This window comes from Thermus antranikianii DSM 12462 (genome assembly GCF_000423905.1).
GTDB classification, from domain to species: Bacteria; Deinococcota; Deinococci; order Deinococcales; family Thermaceae; genus Thermus; species Thermus antranikianii.
Map to the genome: position 1 here is coordinate 56,684 of NZ_AUIW01000001.1, position 17,146 is coordinate 73,829.

Annotated in this window: 16 protein-coding genes and 1 riboswitch; of the genes, 6 read left to right on the plus strand and 10 right to left on the minus strand. The window is 64.1% G+C overall.

Features of this window, described 5'->3' with window-relative positions:
* Positions 1–8: 8 nt before the first annotated feature.
* Both G584_RS0100305 and G584_RS0100310 read right to left on the minus strand, forming a co-directional pair.
* On the minus strand, positions 9–1,241 hold the full coding sequence (locus tag G584_RS0100305; RefSeq protein ID WP_028492825.1) for an ABC transporter substrate-binding protein: 1,233 nt from the start codon (positions 1,239–1,241) through the stop codon (positions 9–11).
* 68 nt (positions 1,242–1,309) lie between these two features.
* Positions 1,310–2,284: a LacI family DNA-binding transcriptional regulator gene (locus G584_RS0100310; RefSeq protein ID WP_028492826.1), complete on the minus strand. Its 975-nt coding sequence runs from the start codon at positions 2,282–2,284 to the stop codon at positions 1,310–1,312.
* 76 nt (positions 2,285–2,360) lie between these two features.
* Between G584_RS0100310 and G584_RS0100315 the strand changes: the two genes are divergently transcribed.
* The 6 genes from G584_RS0100315 (at position 2,361) to G584_RS0100340 (ending at position 10,108) form a co-directional block, all read left to right on the plus strand.
* Entirely contained in the window at positions 2,361–3,407 is a 1,047-nt protein-coding gene (locus tag G584_RS0100315) for a glycoside hydrolase family 130 protein (protein WP_028492827.1), read from the plus strand.
* 100 nt (positions 3,408–3,507) lie between these two features.
* Positions 3,508–3,659, plus strand: a riboswitch (cobalamin riboswitch).
* A gap of 210 nt (positions 3,660–3,869) precedes the next feature.
* Positions 3,870–4,235, plus strand: a complete 366-nt coding sequence (locus G584_RS0100320) for an acyl-CoA thioesterase (protein ID WP_038050602.1) — start codon at positions 3,870–3,872, stop codon at positions 4,233–4,235.
* Positions 4,232–6,433: a 5-methyltetrahydropteroyltriglutamate--homocysteine S-methyltransferase gene (metE, locus tag G584_RS0100325; protein WP_028492829.1), complete on the plus strand. Its 2,202-nt coding sequence runs from the start codon at positions 4,232–4,234 to the stop codon at positions 6,431–6,433. Before G584_RS0100320 ends, metE begins: the two co-directional genes overlap by 4 nt.
* The gene (locus G584_RS0100330) at positions 6,417–7,388 is read left to right on the plus strand and encodes a ribonucleotide-diphosphate reductase subunit beta (RefSeq protein WP_028492830.1); all 972 of its coding nucleotides are present in this window, start codon (positions 6,417–6,419) and stop codon (positions 7,386–7,388) included. The genes metE and G584_RS0100330 overlap by 17 nt, the downstream gene beginning before the upstream one ends.
* Before the next feature lie 9 nt (positions 7,389–7,397).
* The gene (locus G584_RS0100335) at positions 7,398–9,068 is read left to right on the plus strand and encodes a ribonucleoside-diphosphate reductase subunit alpha (RefSeq protein WP_028492831.1); all 1,671 of its coding nucleotides are present in this window, start codon (positions 7,398–7,400) and stop codon (positions 9,066–9,068) included.
* Positions 9,069–9,193: 125 nt separating this feature from the next.
* Positions 9,194–10,108, plus strand: a complete 915-nt coding sequence (locus tag G584_RS0100340) for a tyrosine-type recombinase/integrase (protein ID WP_028492832.1) — start codon at positions 9,194–9,196, stop codon at positions 10,106–10,108.
* Here G584_RS0100340 and G584_RS0100345 read toward each other — a convergent pair.
* The 8 genes from G584_RS0100345 to G584_RS0100380 are packed head-to-tail and all read right to left on the minus strand — an operon-like array spanning position 10,105 to position 17,030.
* Positions 10,105–10,866 carry an SDR family oxidoreductase gene (locus tag G584_RS0100345; protein ID WP_028492833.1) on the minus strand — a complete coding sequence of 254 codons (762 nt, stop codon included), beginning with the start codon at positions 10,864–10,866 and terminating at the stop codon, positions 10,105–10,107. The genes G584_RS0100340 and G584_RS0100345 overlap by 4 nt on opposite strands.
* Positions 10,866–12,470: a long-chain fatty acid--CoA ligase gene (locus tag G584_RS0100350; protein ID WP_028492834.1), complete on the minus strand. Its 1,605-nt coding sequence runs from the start codon at positions 12,468–12,470 to the stop codon at positions 10,866–10,868. The genes G584_RS0100345 and G584_RS0100350 overlap by 1 nt, the downstream gene beginning before the upstream one ends.
* A gap of 33 nt (positions 12,471–12,503) precedes the next feature.
* Entirely contained in the window at positions 12,504–12,857 is a 354-nt protein-coding gene (locus tag G584_RS0100355) for a PaaI family thioesterase (RefSeq protein ID WP_028492835.1), read from the minus strand.
* Positions 12,854–13,300 (minus strand): MaoC family dehydratase, encoded by a 447-nt coding sequence (locus G584_RS0100360; RefSeq protein ID WP_028492836.1) that lies wholly within the window; start codon positions 13,298–13,300, stop codon positions 12,854–12,856. Before G584_RS0100360 ends, G584_RS0100355 begins: the two co-directional genes overlap by 4 nt.
* Before the next feature lie 6 nt (positions 13,301–13,306).
* Complete coding sequence (locus G584_RS0100365) at positions 13,307–14,068, minus strand: SDR family NAD(P)-dependent oxidoreductase (protein ID WP_028492837.1); 762 nt, start codon at positions 14,066–14,068, stop codon at positions 13,307–13,309.
* Complete coding sequence (locus tag G584_RS0100370; RefSeq protein ID WP_028492838.1) at positions 14,068–15,315, minus strand: serine hydrolase domain-containing protein; 1,248 nt, start codon at positions 15,313–15,315, stop codon at positions 14,068–14,070. Before G584_RS0100370 ends, G584_RS0100365 begins: the two co-directional genes overlap by 1 nt.
* Before the next feature lie 7 nt (positions 15,316–15,322).
* Positions 15,323–16,468 carry an acyl-CoA dehydrogenase family protein gene (locus tag G584_RS0100375; protein WP_028492839.1) on the minus strand — a complete coding sequence of 382 codons (1,146 nt, stop codon included), beginning with the start codon at positions 16,466–16,468 and terminating at the stop codon, positions 15,323–15,325.
* On the minus strand, positions 16,440–17,030 hold the full coding sequence (locus G584_RS0100380) for a TetR/AcrR family transcriptional regulator (protein ID WP_028492840.1): 591 nt from the start codon (positions 17,028–17,030) through the stop codon (positions 16,440–16,442). The genes G584_RS0100375 and G584_RS0100380 overlap by 29 nt, the downstream gene beginning before the upstream one ends.
* Between the last annotated feature and the right edge of the window lie 116 nt (positions 17,031–17,146).

Consider the following 17,146-nt stretch of genomic DNA (forward strand, 5'->3'; position numbering starts at 1 on the left):
CTTGACGATCACCTTCTGCCCGTAAGGCGATCCAATGCGGCCTGGGCATCCCTTATGGCTTGATCCACGCTCTTTTGCCCGCCGATCACCGCCTGGATCGCTTCGTTGATGGGCCTCATCCAGTCACCGCCGAACCCCCGGAAGCTGAAGGGGTAAACATTCCCTCCTTGCGCAGTAGAACCCTGGAAGACCACCCGGTTCAGTTCCGACTCCTTGGTGGGGCGTTGGAAGTAGGGGTTGTTGGCCAGAGCGCGGCGGCTGGGGATGGCGAGGCCACGTTCCAGCACCCACTGCTGGGCCTCAGGGGAGGTGAGAGCCTTTAAAACCTTAACCGCCGCTGCCTTGTTGGTGCTGGCCGCGTTAAGGCTCCAGGAAACGGTGAAGATGAAGTTTCCGCGCTTCCTGGTGACAGGATCCAGGGGCAGGAAGGTGGTGCCGTACCTCAGGTTGGGGGCCTTGTCCCTTAGGAATCCTGCGATCCAAGCTCCCTCGAGGGCTGTGGCAGCCTTCTCGCTACCGAAGCACCCTCCGGTCCAGCCTTCACCCAGGTCCTGGGCAAACTTTGCAGCACCTCGCCGGATGAGGCCGGTGTACCACTCGAAGGCCCGCCGGAAGTGCTGGTCCAGGACCGAGTGCCCCTTCTCGTCAAAGGGCTTCCAACCGGTGGCAAAGGCAAAGGCTCCAAAGCGAGCAAAGTCTGCCACCAAGCATATCCCCGCCACATCCTTCAACCGAGACTGCACCTGACGGATCTTGGCTTCAAAGGTCTCCCAGGTATCCTGCTGATTCGGGTAGAGGACCTTGGCCTCATCGAAAAGGTCCTTGTTGAAGACCAAGGCCAAGGTGTTGAAGTCCTTGGGGATTCCGTAGAGCTTCCCCCGGTACGTGAAGGCCTGGACCAAGTTGGGGAGGAACTCGCCCACTTCCTGTTTGCTAAAGTGGGCGTCCAGGGGCTCTACCCTTCCCGTGGCAAAAAGGCTCTCCGCCCAGAAGATGTCCACATAGAAGAGGTCGGGGGCTGTGCCAGCGGAGAGGGCATTGAAAAGCCACTGCGTGTAGTCGCCTTCGATGGGTTGGTAGATAACGCGTATCCCTTCCCGGTCCAGCTTAGGCTGAACCACTTCTTTGAGAAGGCCGTTGACAATTGCGATGTCCGTACCGCCCCAGCCAGAAATACGTACCTGGGTCTGGGCCAAGGCCAGCCCGAGCATGGCCACAAAGACAACCAAAATTCTTAGCATACCCTTCCTCCTTTACCAGTCTGCCTAAAGCCTATAGCCTGAAGCCGATCGGGTGAGAGATCCTTTCCCTATTCCACCTCCCTTCGCGCCGTAGAACCCCTGGGAACCAGATGAACAGGCACCCGCTTCCCATACGGGCTCTTTCCCTGCAGGGCTTCCCGGAGAAGCCTTACCGCCTCGCGGGCAATGGTGGGAATGTCCTGATGGATGGTGGTGAGCCTTTCCCCTACCTCGGGAAGGTCGTCGTATCCCACCAGGCTCACGTCAGCAGGAACATGAAGGCCCAAATCCTCCAAAGCAGCCCAGGCCCCCAGGGCCATCTCGTCGGAGGCGGCAAAAAGAGCCGAGAAGCGCAAGCCCCCTTCCCATGCCCGCCTCACCGCCCGGTAGGCATGAAGGGCATCAAAGTTGCCGTCCAGAATCAGCTTCGGGCGTAACCTTAGCCCCGCTTCCAGAAGGGCCCTCTTGTACCCAAGAAGCCGCTCCCTTCCCGCCTGGTGATGCAAGTGCCCCGTGAGGTGAGCAATGTCCCGGTGACCCAGTTCCAACAGGTGGCGGGTAGCCTTGTAGCCCCCGTCCTCATCGTCCGGGGCTACCCAGAAGGTTCCCGGATAACTGCCGATGAGCACAAAGGGTACGTTGTCCTTTCGTAGGGTCTCGATACGGGGGTCGTGGTCATGCGCGCCCAGTAAGAGGTACGCCCTGGCCTTCTCTAAAGGCAGGCCGCGGGCATCCGTGGCGACCTCCATTACCCGCAAACCCAGGCGCCAGACCTCCTCGGAGAGGGCTTCCAGCAGAAGGGTGAAGTAGGGTGTGTAGCGCCGCACTCCTGGGGCCAGAAGAAGGCCAACGGCCGTGGATTGCCCTACCAGTTCCCTGGCAGCGGCATTGGGAACAAAACCCTGGGTACGAACCACCTCTAACACCCGGGCCCGGGTTTCCGGGCTAACCCCAGGCCGGCCATTGAGGACTCGGCTCACGGTACCTACGGAAACGTTTGCAAACCTAGCGATTTCCCTTATAGTCAGCCTCTTCTTGGTCATTATCGTAAACGTTTCCCCCAGCTTAACCCACCCCCTACCCCCCGTCAAGCCAACGTTGGCCCGCTAGGATAGGGGCATGGGAATATCCGACTTGGAAGAAACCCTGAGGGCCAAGGCGGAAACGTTTTTGGCCCAAAGGCCAGGCTCCCGAGCTGAGCACACGGAGGACGTGTTTGCCCGGCGCTTTTACCTTTCCCCGGAGCGGGTAGAGGTGGTGAACCACTTGAGGCGAAAGCCCTTGGCGGTATTTAACCCCGGGGCGGTGTACAGGGACGGAGTGGTGCACCTTTTTGTCCGCCTGATCTTCGATTACTACGGCTACGCCTCCAGCGTGGGGTACGTGGCCCTTCCCCTGGAAGACCTGCTCGCCGGTCAGTTGCCTGACCCTTTGTCGGTGGAGATCGTCCTTTACCCAACCGAAGTCTGGGAGGCCTCGAGGGGATGCGAGGATCCCCGGGCCCACACCTGGGGTGCAGGCTTCCTCCTCTTCTATACCGGCGTGGGCAAGTTGGGTGAAGCCCGCCTCACCGACCACAAGGATGTCTTTTTCCCAGCCTTGGCCCTGGCCGAGTTCGATCCGGACCTAAAGCTCCGGCGCAAGGGATTGGTGCGAATAGGCCCGGCAGGAAAGAGCCTCCTTTTGCCGGCTAAGGGGGCCACGTTACTCCAGGGGAATGCCGTTCTTCTAAGGCCCAGCCTTCCCGGAGTTCCAGACCTCGGTTGGCGAGGGCGGTTGGATTGGAACAACCTCTCCATCGACCAGCTGGAACCCATCCTGGCCCCAGAGTCCTTTGAGTTCAAGGTGGGGTGGTCCACCAACGCCTATCCCGTGGGGGATGGTACCTATCTAGTGGCCTACCACGGCATCCTCCGCTGGGACTTGTCCTATCGCCACGGTTTCGCATTGCTTTCCGGCGACGGTGAACTTCTTGCTCTGTCCTCCTACCTTTTGGCCCCTCAGGGTCTTGTGGAAACGTACGGGGACCGGCCATTTACCTTGTACGGTAACGGCCTCTTCCTGCACGGGGACGAATTGGTTTTCGTGGGTGGGGTAGGGGACTACGCCGTGGGTGTTTTCACCGCCCCTTGGCGAGAGGTGCTTCGGCGGCTCAAGCCCCTGTAATGGATCACACCACAAAGGTCTCCGAGGGAGCAGCCGGAAAAACCAACGTAGGGTATTGACGGTTTACCCCAACAAGTTGTAGCCTCCTGGGTAGGACACCCAAAACTTAGGGTGTCCCGGCCGCGATGCCAGGCCGACAGGCCTGGACGCCAGCAGGCGGTGGGGGAAGTCCGGTGAAAGTCCGGCGCTGTCCCGCAACGGTAACCGGCTCTGTCCGGAAGCCCGAGTACCCGCTTCGCGGTCCTACCCCGTAGCCCTCGAGGCAAGGGTGAAGGTGGTGATGCCTGTGGGACCTTAGATTCCTAACCCCCCAGAACCCGGTGGCCCAAGATCCTTGGGCCAGACAACCTTAGGCAAGATCTTGCCCAGCAGGGGGTTATTCCCTTGGGCAGGTAGAAGGGATGGCCTAGCTTTTACGGGCCCGAAGGCGGCCCTCGGAGGTCCGTGGTGAAGGAAACGCGCATGGTCTACCCAGTTTTCCCTGGGGAAACCAACCATTACGGGACCCTTTTTGGCGGCACCGCCATGGCCTGGATGGACCAGGCAGCCTTCGTGGCTGCAACCCGCCACGCCAGGCGCAAGGTGGTGACGGTGCACTCGGATGCGGTGGACTTCAAGCGCCCCGTACCCCTGGGCTCCATTGTGGAGCTGGTGGCCCGGGTGGTGGGGGTGGGCCGCACCTCCATGCGGGTCGAGGTGGAGATGTGGGTGGAACCCATTGAGCCAGGTAAGGAAGCCTATTTGGCGGCTAAGGGCGGATTCGTGCTGGTAGCGGTGGATGGGGAGGGGCGCCCTGTTCCCGTGCCACCTCTGGAGGGGAAGGAATGATCCGTACGCTGGCTTACGGTCTTCCACGGCTCGGTCCTAACCGGGAATACAAAAGGCTTCTGGAGGGCTTCTGGTCAGGTTCCATATCGCGGGAGGATTTTCTCGAGGGCCTGGAGGCTCTCGAGGCCCTAAGGCTCGCCACCTACCGGGAACAGGTGGACCTTTACCCGGCGGGCGAGCTGAGCCTTTATGACCCCATGCTGGACTTGGCGGTGGCCTTGGGCCTTTACCCCCTGGATCCCGGGGACCTGGAGGGCTACTACGCCCTGGCCCGGGGCAAGGAAGCCCTGCCCCTCCGAAAGTGGTTCGGCACCAACTACCACTACTTGGTTCCACGCTTGCCAGAGAGGCCCCGGTATACCCCCCAGCCGGGCTGGGGCCTACCCTATCCCGTAGGCCGGAACCAGGCTTTGAAGGAGGGGCTCCCGACCCTGCTCGGACCCTACACCCTTCTGCGCATGGCGCAAAACCCCCCGGATCGCCTGGGAGCACACCTGGAAGCCCTAACGGAAGCTTACGTGGAGCTGGTCCAGCCGGTCAGGGGAAGAACCGTGCTCCTCCAAGAACCCGCCTTGGGGTTGGATGGGGCAGAGGAGGACCTCCCCCACCTTCTGGCCTTCTACGGTACCTTAGCGCAGGAGGTTTCCTTGGTCCTCCTGCCCTACTACCTACCCCCCGCCCCAAGGGTGGTTGAGGCCCTGGCCACCCTTCCCCTTCGCGGTTTAGGGGTAATCCTGGCCCCAGGGGTGTCCTTACCCCAAGTACCCAAGGGCACAGCCCTGGTGGTGGAGGTGGTGGAGGGTCTTGGGGTGTGGCGCACCAACCTCCTTGCCCTTGGGGAGGTTCTATCGCCTCTGGCAGAGACCGGGCAGGAGGTGTGGGTGGCTCCCAAAGCACCCTTGTACCACCTGCCGTGGGAAGTAGCGGAACCTTTGCCCGGAGCCTTGGCAGGCCGGTTGGCCTTTGCCCGAGAGCGACTTAAGGAGCTTGCCCTGTTGAAGGCCATCCTCCTAACGCGGACCACCTCCCAGGAATCACCGCCCTCGCCTGAGGAGGAAACTGCCTTCGCACAAGCCCGGGCCTGGTACACCCCACCCCCGCCTTGGGACTTCCGCCCCTCCCCAGTGCCGGCCTCGAGGCCACCCAGGGAAGAGCGCTCCAAAGCCCAGCAGAACCTGGCCCTTCCCCTTTTCCCCACCACCACCATAGGAAGCTTCCCCCAGACCAAGGAGCTTCGCGACTTCCGGAAAAGATTGCGCTCCAGGGCTCTTGACCAGACGGCCTACTGGCTGCACATCCAGGAAGCCATCCGGGCGAACATCCGCCTCCAAGAGGAACTGGGCCTGGACGTTTTGGTCCACGGAGAGCCCGAGCGCAGCGATATGGTGGAGTTTTTCGCGGAGCGTTTAGAAGGCTTCTATCCCACCCAGAAGGGTTTCGTCCTCTCCTACGGGAGCCGCGTCTGGCGCCCACCCATCCTCTTCGCCCCGCCCCGCCGGAGGGAGCCTTTGGTCCTTAGGGAAACCCTGTTCGCCCAAAGCCTCACCCCTAAACCGGTAAAGGCCATCCTTACGGGACCCATCACCCTGGCTGCCTGGAGCTACCTACCCCAGGGGGTGGAGTTCAGAGAAGCGGTAATCGCCCTGGCGGAGGCCCTGCGGGAGGAGGTAAAGGAAGTGGCTTCCCACGGAATCCGGGTGGTGCAGGTGGACGAGCCGGCGCTTCTGGAGAAGCTCCCTTTGAAGGCAAAGGAGCGCCCTGGGTATTTAGCCCTGGTGGGGGAGGCCTTCCTGCGGGTAGTGGGGGAGCTTCCGCCGGAGGTCCAGGTGCACCTCCACCTCTGCTACTCCGATTACGCCGCCTTGCGCCCCTTCCTGGAGGTCATGGACCCGGATGTGGTGAGCCTTGAGGGAGCAAGGCAAGACCCCAGCTTTCTCCAAACCCTCACAGGGCTTTCCCTAGGCCTGGGCCCCGGAGCCTTTGACGTCCACTCCCCCCTGGAGGTTCCGGCGGAGGAAATCCTTACTCGCCTTCAAGCCTACCTCCGGTACCTGCCTGCGGAAAGGCTATGGGTGAACCCGGACTGTGGTCTTAAGACCCGGAAGCCCGAGGAGGCCCTGGCCAACCTCAAGAACATGGTGGAAGCAGCCAAGAGGCTTCGGAAGGCCTTTGGAGGGAGCCATGCTCACGGATCCTAGGCCCCACTACCGTCCCTACGAGTATCCGAGGCTTTTAGCCTACCGGGACGCCATCCGGCACAGCTACTGGCTCCACACGGAGTTCAGCTATGCGGCAGACGTCCAGGACTACGCCCTGGCGGGTCCTGAGGTGCGCTCGTTGGTGGAGCGCTCCCTTCTTGCTATCTCCCAGGTGGAGCTTTCCGTGAAGCTCTTCTGGGCCCGAACCTACGAGGTCTTCCCGAAGCCAGAGGTGGCCGAGGTGGGCATGACCTTCGCCGAGAGCGAAGTGCGTCACGCCAACGCCTACGCCCACCTTTTGGATCTCCTGGCCCTCGAGGACCGCTTTGCCCGGGCCTTGGAGGAGGAGACCGCCTTAAGGGAACGGCACCGCCACTTAACCGAGGTCCTGGGGTCCGCCTTCCGAGGCGACCTGAGGGGACACGCCCTCGCCCTCCTTCTCTTTTCCGCCTTCACCGAACACGCCTCCCTTTTCTCCCAGTTCTACGTGCTTATGGCCCTGAACAAGCGCCTTGGGCGCTTCAAGGGGATCTCCAACGCCATCGAGGCCACCAGTAAGGAGGAAAACCTGCACGGCCTCTTTGGGGTAGAGCTCCTCAGGATCCTTAGGGAAGAGCGGCCGGACCTCTTCGGGCCCTCCTTTACCGAGGAGGCCCTGGATAGGGTAGAGGCCTTCTTTCGCACGGAGGAGGCCCTTTTGGAGTGGATCTTCGCCCGGGGGGACACCGAGGCGGTGAGGGGAGAGGAGGTCCTGGAGTTCCTTAAGTGGCGGTACAACCAGGTTCTTTCCCTCCACGGCCTGCCCGCGCCCTTCCCCGTGCGGAAGGAGTGCCTAAGGGATACGGAGTGGTTTGACCTGGAGCTTTTGGCGGACAAGGAAGTGGACTTCTTCAACAAGAGGAGCGTGGCCTACGCCCGCAGGGTGCAGAGCTACGACCCGGAAAGCCTTTTCTAGGAGGGAAGGATGACCAAGACCAAGCGGGAATACCGGCCCTGGTACTGGGCCAATGAATGGACGAGGCTCTACATGAGCCGGGGCTACCTTCTCCCTGGGGTGACGGTGGAGGAGAGGGTGAAGGAGATCGCAGACCGGGCGGAGGCCCTGACCCGCATCGAGGGCTTCTCCCGCAAGTTCCAGGAGTACGTGGCCCGGGGCTGGTACTCCCTCGCCACCCCCATCTGGGCCAACTACGGCCTCAAGCGGGGTCTCCCCATCTCCTGCTACGGCACCTACGTGGAGGACGACACCGCCTCCATCCTGAGGGCGGTGGCGGAGATCGGCATGATGAGCAAACAGGGTGGGGGCACCTCTGTTTACCTGGGGGCCCTCCGCCCCAGGGGGGCCCCCATCCGGGACAACGGGGAAAGCAACGGTTCCTACGCCTTCGCTTCGCTCTTCGACCGGGTGATCGAGGTGTTCAACCAGGGTTCCACCCGGCGGGGGCAGTGCGCCGCCTACCTCCCTATCGAGCACCCGGACTTCGAGGAGTGGCTCAAGATCCAGCGGGAAGGAGGGGAGATCCAGTCCCTCTTCTGGGGGGTTTCCGTGGGGGATGCCTGGCTAGAGGAGGCCATCGCCGGGGACAGGGAGAAACGGGAAAGGTGGGCTAAGGTACTCAAAAGCCGCGCCGAGGTGGGGATCCCCTACATCTTCTTCCGGGACAACGCCAACCGCCAGGCCCCGGAGGTCTTCAAGAAGCTGGGGAAGACGATTCATGCCAGCAACCTCTGCACCGAGATCATGCTCCCTTCGAGCCCTGAGGAAAGCTTCGTGTGCTGCCTCTCCTCCCTAAACCTCCTCCACTTCGACGAGTGGAAGGACACAGACGCCGTGGAAACCCTCACCATCTTCCTGGACTCCGTGCTGGACGACTTCATCGAGAAGGCGGAGGGCATCCCCTACATGGAGCGGGCGGTACGCTTCGCCAAGCGGTACCGGGCCATCGGGATCGGGGTTTTGGGCTGGCACAGCTACCTCCAGTCCAAGGGGATTCCCCTGGAGAGCGCGGAGGCCCTTTTCCTTAACAACCTCATCTTCAAGACCATCCGGGAAAAGGCGGAGGAGGCGAGCCGCTGGCTTAGGAAGCGCCATCCGGAGGACGAACTGGCCGACCTAATGGAAAGGCGGAACGCCACCCTCCTGGCCATCGCCCCCACCAAGAGCAGCTCCTTCATCCTGGGGCAGGTTTCCCCCTCCATCGAGCCCTACACCAGCAACTACTACCTCAAGGACCTGCAAAAGGCCCGAATCGCCTTCAAGAATCCCTTTTTGGAGGAGCTTCTCCAAGCAAAGGGAAAGAACGAGGAAAAAGTGTGGCGGAGCATCCTGGAGAGGAATGGCTCGGTACAACACCTAGACTTCCTTTCCGACGAGGAGAAGGACGTGTTCAAGACCTTTTCCGAGATTTCCCAAAAGACCCTGGTCAACCTGGCCATCGCCCGGCAGAAGTACATCGACCAGGGCCAGTCCCTCAACCTGGTCATCCACCCCGAGGCTCCGCCCAAGGACGTGAACGAGCTGTACCTGCACGCCTGGAGAGGTGGGCTCAAGGCCCTTTACTACCAGTTCAGCGCCAGCGTGGCCCAAGCCTACAGCCGGGACCTGCTGCTTTCCTGCCGGGCTTGCGAAAGTTAAGAGCACCCTTGGTAGCTACCACGGAAGAGTTTATACGACCCTACCCTGGCTTTCGCGGGGTGGGGGTTTGACTCCGGCTCTTCATTCGCGAAAGGTACATTTCGCGCATATGTTATACTACCCCCGTGGAACCCGCTCTTATTTGGAAATCCCTCGGCATTAAAAAGCCCGAGAAGGCCCTTCAACCCCTGGCCCCCTATGCCGAATACCTCCTTTTGGAGCGAGGGTACTCCCCTAGGGGGGTGCGCCGCTACCTCCAGGACCTGGCCCTCTGGTTCCGTTTCCTCCAGGAAGAGGATTTCACCCCGGGCCCCGAGGCGGTCCGGGCGCTCCTCCTCAAGGAGCGCTGGGCCCCAAGGAGGGTGCAGGGGTTCTTAGCGGCCCTCCGCAGCTACTACCGCTACCTGGCCCAGGTCAAGGGAGAAGCCGTGTCCGATCCCACGGAGGGCATCGGCCGCCCTAAGGCCGGGCGCAGGCTCCCCTTGCACCCCGCTCCGGAGGAGCTCAAGCGTTTCCTCGAGGCTCTGGAAGCCGAAAAGGAGGCTAGGCTCCTCAGCCGCCTGGCCCGCTTCCTCTACGGCACGGGGCTTCGCATCTCCGAGGCCCTTTCCCTGAAGGGCCGGAACGTGATCCTCGAGGGCTCGGTTCCCGTGGCCATCCGGGTGGTGGGTAAGGGGAACAAGGAAAGGCTGGTGCCCCTTTCCAGGACCGCCCGGGAGGTGCTTCTGGAGTTGGGGCCACCCCAGGGTAATGTGAGTATTTTCACTTTCACTCAGGGAAGGCACCGGGGCAGGGTTCCCTCCGCCCGGTACGTGGAGGCTAGGTTCCGGGAGGCGGCCCTAAGGGCGGGCCTGGATCCCAGGCGCTTCACCCCGCACAAGCTCCGCCACGCCTACGCCACCTTGTTGGTGGAGGTGGGCGTGGAGCTGGATGCCGTGAAGGACCTCTTGGGCCACGAGTCCATCGCCACCACCCAGATCTACCTCCACGCCTCCCGGGAAAGGCTCAAGGAAGCGGCCCAAAGGCTTCCCGACCTCTAAAGGGCCGTGGCCCCGCCGTCCACGGGCAGGACCACCCCCGTGATGTAGTCCGAGGCGGGGCTTGCCAGGAAGAGCACCGCCCCCCCGAGCTCCCCGGGCCTCCCCGCCCGGCCCAAGGGCAAGGTAGCCCTTAGGAGAGGCTCGGCCTTGGGCAGGACCTTTTCCGTCATGCGGGTGGGGAAAAACCCAGGGGCCAGGGCGTTCACCCGGATGCCCCACCGCCCCCATTTCACCGCCAGGTCCCGGGTAAGGGCTACAAGCCCACCCTTGGAGGCAGAGTAGCCCACGGCGTCCAGGACCTCGGGGTACTCCCCCTTAAGGCCGGCCACGGAGGCGATGTGGATGATCTTGCCGTAGCCCCTTTCCTTCATGCGCTTGGCGGCGGCGCGGCTCGCCAAAAAGGCCCCCACCAGGTTCACCTCCAGGACCTCCCGCACCTTTTCCACGGGCATCTCCAGGGAGGGCGCACCCCAGCTGATGCCGGCGGCGTTCACCAAGACCGTGAGGGGGCCGAGCTCCCGTTCCACCTGGTCGCAAAGCTCCTCCAGGCGGGCCTCGTCCCGCACGTCCCCTTCCAGGTAGAGGGCATCCTCCCCCAGGTGCTTGCGGGCCTCTTCAAAGAAGCTTGCCCGCCGGGCCATCACCGCCACCTTGGCCCCCGCCTCCTTGAGGGCCAGGGCCGCCTCGAGGCCAAGCCCCCGGGAGCCCCCCGTCACCAAGGCCGCCTTGCCATCCAAGCGAAATTGCTCCAAAAACATCAGACACCCCCGTAGTAGTCCTTGTACCGCTCCCTAAGGGCCCGCTTCAGGAACTTGCCGGCGCTCGTCCTAGGAATCTCCTCCACGAACACGTAGGCGTCGGGAAGCTGCCACTTGGCAAAGCCCGCCTGGAGGAGGTGGGCGCCAAGCTCCTCAGGGGTTGGCGCCTCGCCCCTCGGCACCACCACCGCCAGGGGCCTCTCCTGCCACTTGGGGTGGGGGATGGCCACCACCGCCGCCTCCTTCACCTTGGGGTGGCCCATGAGGGCGTTTTCCAAGTCCACGCTGGAGATCCACTCCCCGCCCGACTTGATGAGGTCCTTGAGCCGGTCCTTGATCTCCACGTAGCCCTCCTCGTCCCACACGGCCATGTCCCCCGTGCGGAACCACCCGTCGGCGGTGAGGGCCCTTTGGCTCGCCTCCTCGTTTTGGTAGTAGCCCCGGGTAATCCAAGGGCCCCTGAGCTGGATCTCCCCCATGCGCTTCCCGTCCCGGGGCACGGGGCGGCCCTCCTCGTCCGCCACCCGTAGGCGCACCAGGGGGATGGGGAGGCCGGTCTTGGCCTTGAGGGTGAGCTTCTCCTCTTCCGGGAGGCCCTCCAGGTGGCTCTTGATGAAGTTCTGCACCACCACCGGGGAGGTTTCCGTGAGGCCGTAGCCCTGGCGCACCTCTATCCCCATCCTCTCAAAGCGGGCGATGAGGCTTTTGGGGGCGGCGCTACCCCCCACCACCAACCGCCTCAGGGTCCGCAGGCGGTGGCCGGTGCTTTCCAGGTGGTCCGCCAAGGCGAGCCACACCGTGGGCACCCCGGCGGTGAAGGTGACCCCCTCCCCGTCAAAGAGCTCCACCAAGGAGGTGGGATCTAGGCGGGGCCCCGGCAGGACCTGTTTGGCCCCCACCAGGGTGGCGGCGTAAGGGAGGCACCAGGCGTTCACGTGGAACATGGGCACCACGGGAAGGACCACGTCCCTTTCCGAAAGGGCCGTGCCGTCAAAGAGGCTGGCCGCCAAGGAGTGGAGGACCAGGGCCCGGTGGCTGTACACCACCCCCTTGGGTAGGCCGGTGGTCCCCGTGGTGTAGGCCATGCCGCAGGCAGCCCGCTCGGGGACCCGGTGGGGCTCCGCCTCCTCTCCCAAAATCTCCTCGTAGGCCAGGTACCCCTCGGGGGCCTTCTCGTCCATGACCACGAAGTGGCGCACGGTCTTCAGTTCCGGGCGGAGGGCCTCCACCAGGGAAAGGAGGTTCGGGTCAAAGAGGAGGACCTTGTCCTCGGCGTGGTTCAGGATGTAGGCGATCTCCTTGGGGCTCAGGCGGGGGTTGGCGGTGTGGAGCACGGCCCCCATGCCGGGCACGGCGAAGTAGGCCTCGAGGTGGCGGAAGTGGTTGAAGCCCAACGTGGCCACCCGGTCCCCCTCCCCTACCCCGAGGGCCCTAAGCCCCCTCATGAGCCGCTTCGCCCGCCGGTAAACCTCGGCGTAGGTGGTGCGGTGGATCTCCCCGGTGTGGAGGCGGGAGACCACCTCTTTCCTCCCGAAAAGCGCCGCTGCCCTCTCCAGGAAGTCCCAAAGGTTCAGCTCCTCGTCCATCATGGTGCTTGGGAACATGGCTTCCCCCTTTCGTTTAGACCCAGTATAGCCCTAGGCTACCCGGTAGAAGACCCCCTTGGCGAAGGCCACCCGCTTCCCCTCCCAAAGGACCTCCCCGGCGGCGTGGAGGAGGTGCCGGCCGGGGTGGACCACCCACCCCCGGGCGAGGAGCACCCCCTCCCGTACAGGGCGTAGGTAGCTCACGGAAAGCTCGGCCGTGACCACCTTGACCCCTAAGCTTTCCACCGCCTGGCCCAGGGCGCTATCCAACAGGGCGGCGAGGATGCCGCCATGCACGAGGCCTTGGCCCTGCAGGAACTCTTCCCGCACCTGTAGGCGAAGCTCCGCCTCGCCCTTTTCCTTCCTCAGGACCTCCGCCTGGAACCACCGGGCAAAGGGGCTCAAGCGGGCCTCCGCCGCACCAGGGTGACGAACTCCCCTTCCTGCACCACCTCGCCCCGCTGGTTGTAGACCTTGACCCTCTGCACCAGGATGCCCCGGTCCGGCTTGCTGGTTTCCCGCTTCTCCACGATTTCGCTTTCCCCCCGCACCGTGTCCCCGATGAAGACAGGCTTCAGGAAGCGGTAGTTCCGGATCTCCATCCAGGCGATGATGGTGCCCTCAAAGTGGCCCGCCCGTTGCCGAAGCCCCGTGAGCATGGAAAGCACCAAAAGCCCGTGGGCGATGCGCTGGCCAAAGGGGGTTTCCTTGGCGAACTCGGCGTCGGTGTGGATGGGGTTATAGTCCCCGGAAACCCCGGCGAAGTTCACCACGTCCGCCTCCGTCACCGTGCGGGCCGGGGTGGAAAACCTTTGGCCGACCTCAAAGTCCTCAAAGTACATGGGCATCTCCCATCACCTCCTCTGCGCAAGCGAAAGGTAAGCCCCGGGGCCCACGATGGAGCGGCCCCCGTCCACGTAAAGGGCCTGGCCGGTGATATAGCTCGCCTCATCGGAGAGGAGGAAGAGGGCCGCCTGGGCCACCTCCTCGGGGCGGCCTTCCCGGCCAAGGGGGGTGGCCTCCACCTCTCGCCGCCATGCCCATTCGGGCAACCCCGTGGTCATCCGGGTGGCGATGAGGCCCGGGACGAGGACGTTAACCCGGATGCCCTTGCGGGCAAGCTCCAAGGCCAAGGTGCGGGCGAGGCCTACCACGGCCATTTTGCTCGCGGCGTAGTGGGCAAGGCCCAGGGCACCCAAGGCGGCCACGGAGCTGGTGAGGACGAGGCTTCCCCCCTCCATGGCCTCCCCCGCTTTTCGGGCCACCAGGAAACTTCCCGTGAGGTTCACCCGGAGCACCCGTTCCCACTCCGCCAAGGGGAGCTTCCAAGAGAGGCCGCTATGGGCTATCCCCGCGAAGTGGGCCACCCCGTGGAGCGTCCCGAACTCCTCCAAGGCCTCCCGGAAGGCCTCCTCCACCCCTTCGGGGACGCTTACATCGGCCACCACGGCCACCGCCTCCCCTTCCAGGGGAGCCACGGCCTCGGCCAAGGCCTCCTCCTCCACATCCACCGCCACGAGCCTAGCCCCTTCCCGGGCAAAGAGCTCCAAGGCCGCCCGGCCGATGCCATGGGCCGCTCCGGTCACGAGCACGGTTTTGTCCGAGAGCCTCCCCATCAGCGCAGGCTGGCGTAAACGGCGTTCCGGAAAAGCCCGGCGTAATAGGTGCGCCCCCCGGGGTTCTGCATCATGAAAACGCCGATGAGGCGTTCCTTGGGGTCCACGAAGAAGTAGGTGCCAAAAAGCCCCGCCCAGTAATAATCCCCCTTGGAGCCGGGCAAGGGGCTTCCCCCGTCCTCGAGGCGCACCGCCACCCCCAGGCCGAAGCCGTACCCGAAGCCGGGGAGGTAAGGGGCCCCCCGTTGTAGGGAGGGAAGGTAGAGGGGACCCAGGTGGTCCTGGGTGAGGAGCTCCACCCCCTTGCGGGAGAGGATGCGCCGTCCCCCAAACTCCCCGCCGTTCAACAGGGCCTGCAGAAAGCGGTGGTAGTCCTGGGCTGTGGCCACGGCGCCTGCCCCGCCGGAATAGCGCTTGGGCGCCTCCCGCACGTTCAGGGGAAGGGGGGTAGGGGTTCCCGTGAAGGGATCCCGCTCGGGAGGTTCCGCAACACGGCCCCACTTTTCCGGGGGCACCTGGAAGCCGCTATCCACCATGCCCAAGGGCCGGAAGATCCTTTCCTCCATGAGTTCGGCGAGGCTCTTGCCCGTGACCCTTTCCAGGAGGTGGCCGAGAAGGTCCGTGGAGTTGCCGTACTCCCAGAGGGTGCCAGGCTGGAACTGGAGGGGAAGGCGGGCGAGCTTGGCCAAAAACTCCTCCCGGGTCTGGTCCAGGGCGTCGGCGTTTACCTTGCGGTACTCCTGCTTCACCAGGGAGTCAAAGAAGATGCCGTAGGTGATGCCCGAGGTGTGGCGCAGGAGGTCGTAGAGGGTGATGGGCCTTTGGGACGGCGCAAGCTCCAGCACCGGCCTTCCTTCGGGGCCTGCCCGCTCCACCCCCACCCGTATCTCCCGGAACTCGGGGAGGTAGAGGGCAAGGGGGTCCGTGAGGAAAAGCCGCCCCTCCTCCACGAGCTGTAGGGCGAGAACCGAGGTCAAGGGCTTCGTCATGGAGTAGATGCGGAAGATGGCCTCCTTGGCCATGGGGGTCCGCGCCTTGGGGTCCAGGTAGCCCACCGCCTCGTGGAAGACCACCTGGCCGTTCCGTGCCACCAGGACCACCGCGCCGGGGAGCCGGCCCTGGGCTACCTCCGCCTCGAGGCGGGCCTTGAAGGCCTGGAGCACCCCGAGGTCCACCCCCTCCCGCACCTGGGCCAAGGCCAGGCCCAGGAGGGCCATGCCTAGCGCCAAAAGCCGCCAAAGCCGCATACCACCCTCACCTCCCTGGGTCAAAAGCCTTCGTTCCCGTGAGGTGCGCCCCAATGATGAGCTTCTGCACCTCGCTTGTCCCCTCGTAGAGGGTCAGGATGCGGGCGTCCCGGTAGAGCCTGGCCACCTCGTACTCCTCAAAGAAGCCGTAGCCGCCGTGGACCTGGATGGCCCGGTAGGCCACCCGGTTGGCGGCCTCGGAGGCGTAGAGCTTGGCGAGGCTGGCCTCTAGGGTGTAGGGCTCCCCCTTGACCTTTTTCCAGGCCGCCTGGTAGGTGAGGAGCCTCGAGGCCTCCAGATCCAGCTTCATCTCCGCCAGGTGCTCCTGGACCAGTTGGAAACCGGCGATGGGCCGGCCAAACTGCCGCCTCTCCTTCACATAGGCAAGGGAAAGCGCCAACGCCCGCCCCATGAGCCCCACCGCCCCCGCCGCCAAGGAGATGCGGCCCGTGTCCAAGGTGGAAAGGGCGATCCTAAAGCCCTCCCCTTCCTGGCCCAACACCCGCTCCTTGGGCACCCGCACCCCGTCCAGGAAGACCATGCCCGTGTCCGCCGCCCTCAGGCCGAGCTTCCCCTTCAAGGGGCTCGTGCGCACCCCATCCTGCCGCTCCACCAGGAAGCAGGTGATGCCCTTGGCCCCCTTGTCGGGGTCCGTCTTGGCGAAGATGAGGAAGACCTCGGCCACGTTGCCGTGGGAGATAAAGGTCTTCTGGCCTTCCAAGATGTAATGGTCGCCGTCCCTATAGGCCCGGGTGCGGAGGCTTGCGGCATCCGACCCCGCCTCGGGCTCGGTAAGGCCGAAGGCGCCAAGGACCTCTCCTCGGGCGAGGAGGGGTACATACCGCTTCTTTTGCGTCTCCGTGCCGTAGGTGAGGAGAGGGGTGAGGACCAGGCTCTGCTGCACGGAGAGGATGGAGCGCAAGGAGGCGTAGCCTCCCATCTCCTCCAAAAGGGCAAGGTAGGCGAAGAAGTCCAGCCCCGCCCCGCCCAGGTCCTCGGGGACGAAAACGCCTAGGAAGCCCAGCTCCCCCATACGCCGCACCAAGGGCCAGGGGAAGGCCTCCTTCTCCTCGTACTCCCTCAGGGCCGGGGCCGCCTCCTCCAGGAAGCGGCGGGCCAAGGCCCTAAGCTCCTTGTGCTCGGGTACTTCCATCCTCTAACCCCCTAAGGATCAGGTCGTGATAGGCGCGGGCCACCTCCACCGCCCGCATGGGCCCTCCCGGGCGGAACCAGCGGATCATCCAGTTGAGGAGGGAGAGCACCGCCCGGCCCGTCAGGGCCACGTCCACGGGGCGGAAGACGCCCGCTTCCACGCCCCGCCGAAGGATGGCCCTAAGGTTCGCCTCGTGCCGGTCCCGAAGCCGGTTGGTGAGGGCCCGGTTTTCCGGGGAGAGGCTTTTTATGCCCTGGAGCATGGTGACGAAGAAGGGGTAGTTCTCCTCAAAGTAGCGGGCATGGGCCTCCATGAAGCGGAGAAGCGCCTCTTTCGGGTCCGGGTGGGCCAGGGCCTCCTCCCCGGCCCGCACCAGGCCCTCCAGGGCCTGGAGGCTGATGGCCAAAAGGATCTCCTCCTTGCTCCGGAAGTGGTGGTAGAGGGCCGCTTTGGAAAGGCCCAGGGCTTGGGCGACGTCCTGGACGCTCGTGGCCTCGTAACCCTTCTCGGTGAAGAGTTTGGCGGCCTCCTCGAGGATGCGCACTTTCGTGGTGGTCACCATAGGTCACCGACCGGTCGGTAAGTTCCACGATAGCCTTATCCCTTCGCTTTTGTCAAGCTTGACCCAAAGGGTGCTAGACCACCTGCGGGAAGTTCTGCAAGGTGCCGGCCATGGGC

Bases quoted from the DNA above. Each gene is read 5' to 3' on its own strand.
- G584_RS0100345 (WP_028492833.1), bottom strand. From the start codon at position 10,866: ATGTTTTTGGAGCAATTTCGCTTGGATGGCAAGGCGGCCTTGGTGACG.
- G584_RS0100370 (WP_028492838.1), bottom strand. From the start codon at position 15,315: ATGCGGCTTTGGCGGCTTTTGGCGCTAGGCATGGCCCTCCTGGGCCTG.
- metE (WP_028492829.1), top strand. From the start codon at position 4,232: ATGATCCGTACGCTGGCTTACGGTCTTCCACGGCTCGGTCCTAACCGG.
- G584_RS0100310 (WP_028492826.1), bottom strand. From the start codon at position 2,284: ATGACCAAGAAGAGGCTGACTATAAGGGAAATCGCTAGGTTTGCAAAC.
- G584_RS0100330 (WP_028492830.1), top strand. From the start codon at position 6,417: ATGCTCACGGATCCTAGGCCCCACTACCGTCCCTACGAGTATCCGAGG.
- G584_RS0100315 (WP_028492827.1), top strand. From the start codon at position 2,361: ATGGGAATATCCGACTTGGAAGAAACCCTGAGGGCCAAGGCGGAAACG.
- G584_RS0100375 (WP_028492839.1), bottom strand. From the start codon at position 16,468: ATGGAAGTACCCGAGCACAAGGAGCTTAGGGCCTTGGCCCGCCGCTTC.
- G584_RS0100380 (WP_028492840.1), bottom strand. From the start codon at position 17,030: ATGGTGACCACCACGAAAGTGCGCATCCTCGAGGAGGCCGCCAAACTC.
- G584_RS0100335 (WP_028492831.1), top strand. From the start codon at position 7,398: ATGACCAAGACCAAGCGGGAATACCGGCCCTGGTACTGGGCCAATGAA.
- G584_RS0100360 (WP_028492836.1), bottom strand. From the start codon at position 13,300: ATGCCCATGTACTTTGAGGACTTTGAGGTCGGCCAAAGGTTTTCCACC.
- G584_RS0100365 (WP_028492837.1), bottom strand. From the start codon at position 14,068: ATGGGGAGGCTCTCGGACAAAACCGTGCTCGTGACCGGAGCGGCCCAT.
- G584_RS0100320 (WP_038050602.1), top strand. From the start codon at position 3,870: ATGGTCTACCCAGTTTTCCCTGGGGAAACCAACCATTACGGGACCCTT.
- G584_RS0100305 (WP_028492825.1), bottom strand. From the start codon at position 1,241: ATGCTAAGAATTTTGGTTGTCTTTGTGGCCATGCTCGGGCTGGCCTTG.
- G584_RS0100350 (WP_028492834.1), bottom strand. From the start codon at position 12,470: ATGTTCCCAAGCACCATGATGGACGAGGAGCTGAACCTTTGGGACTTC.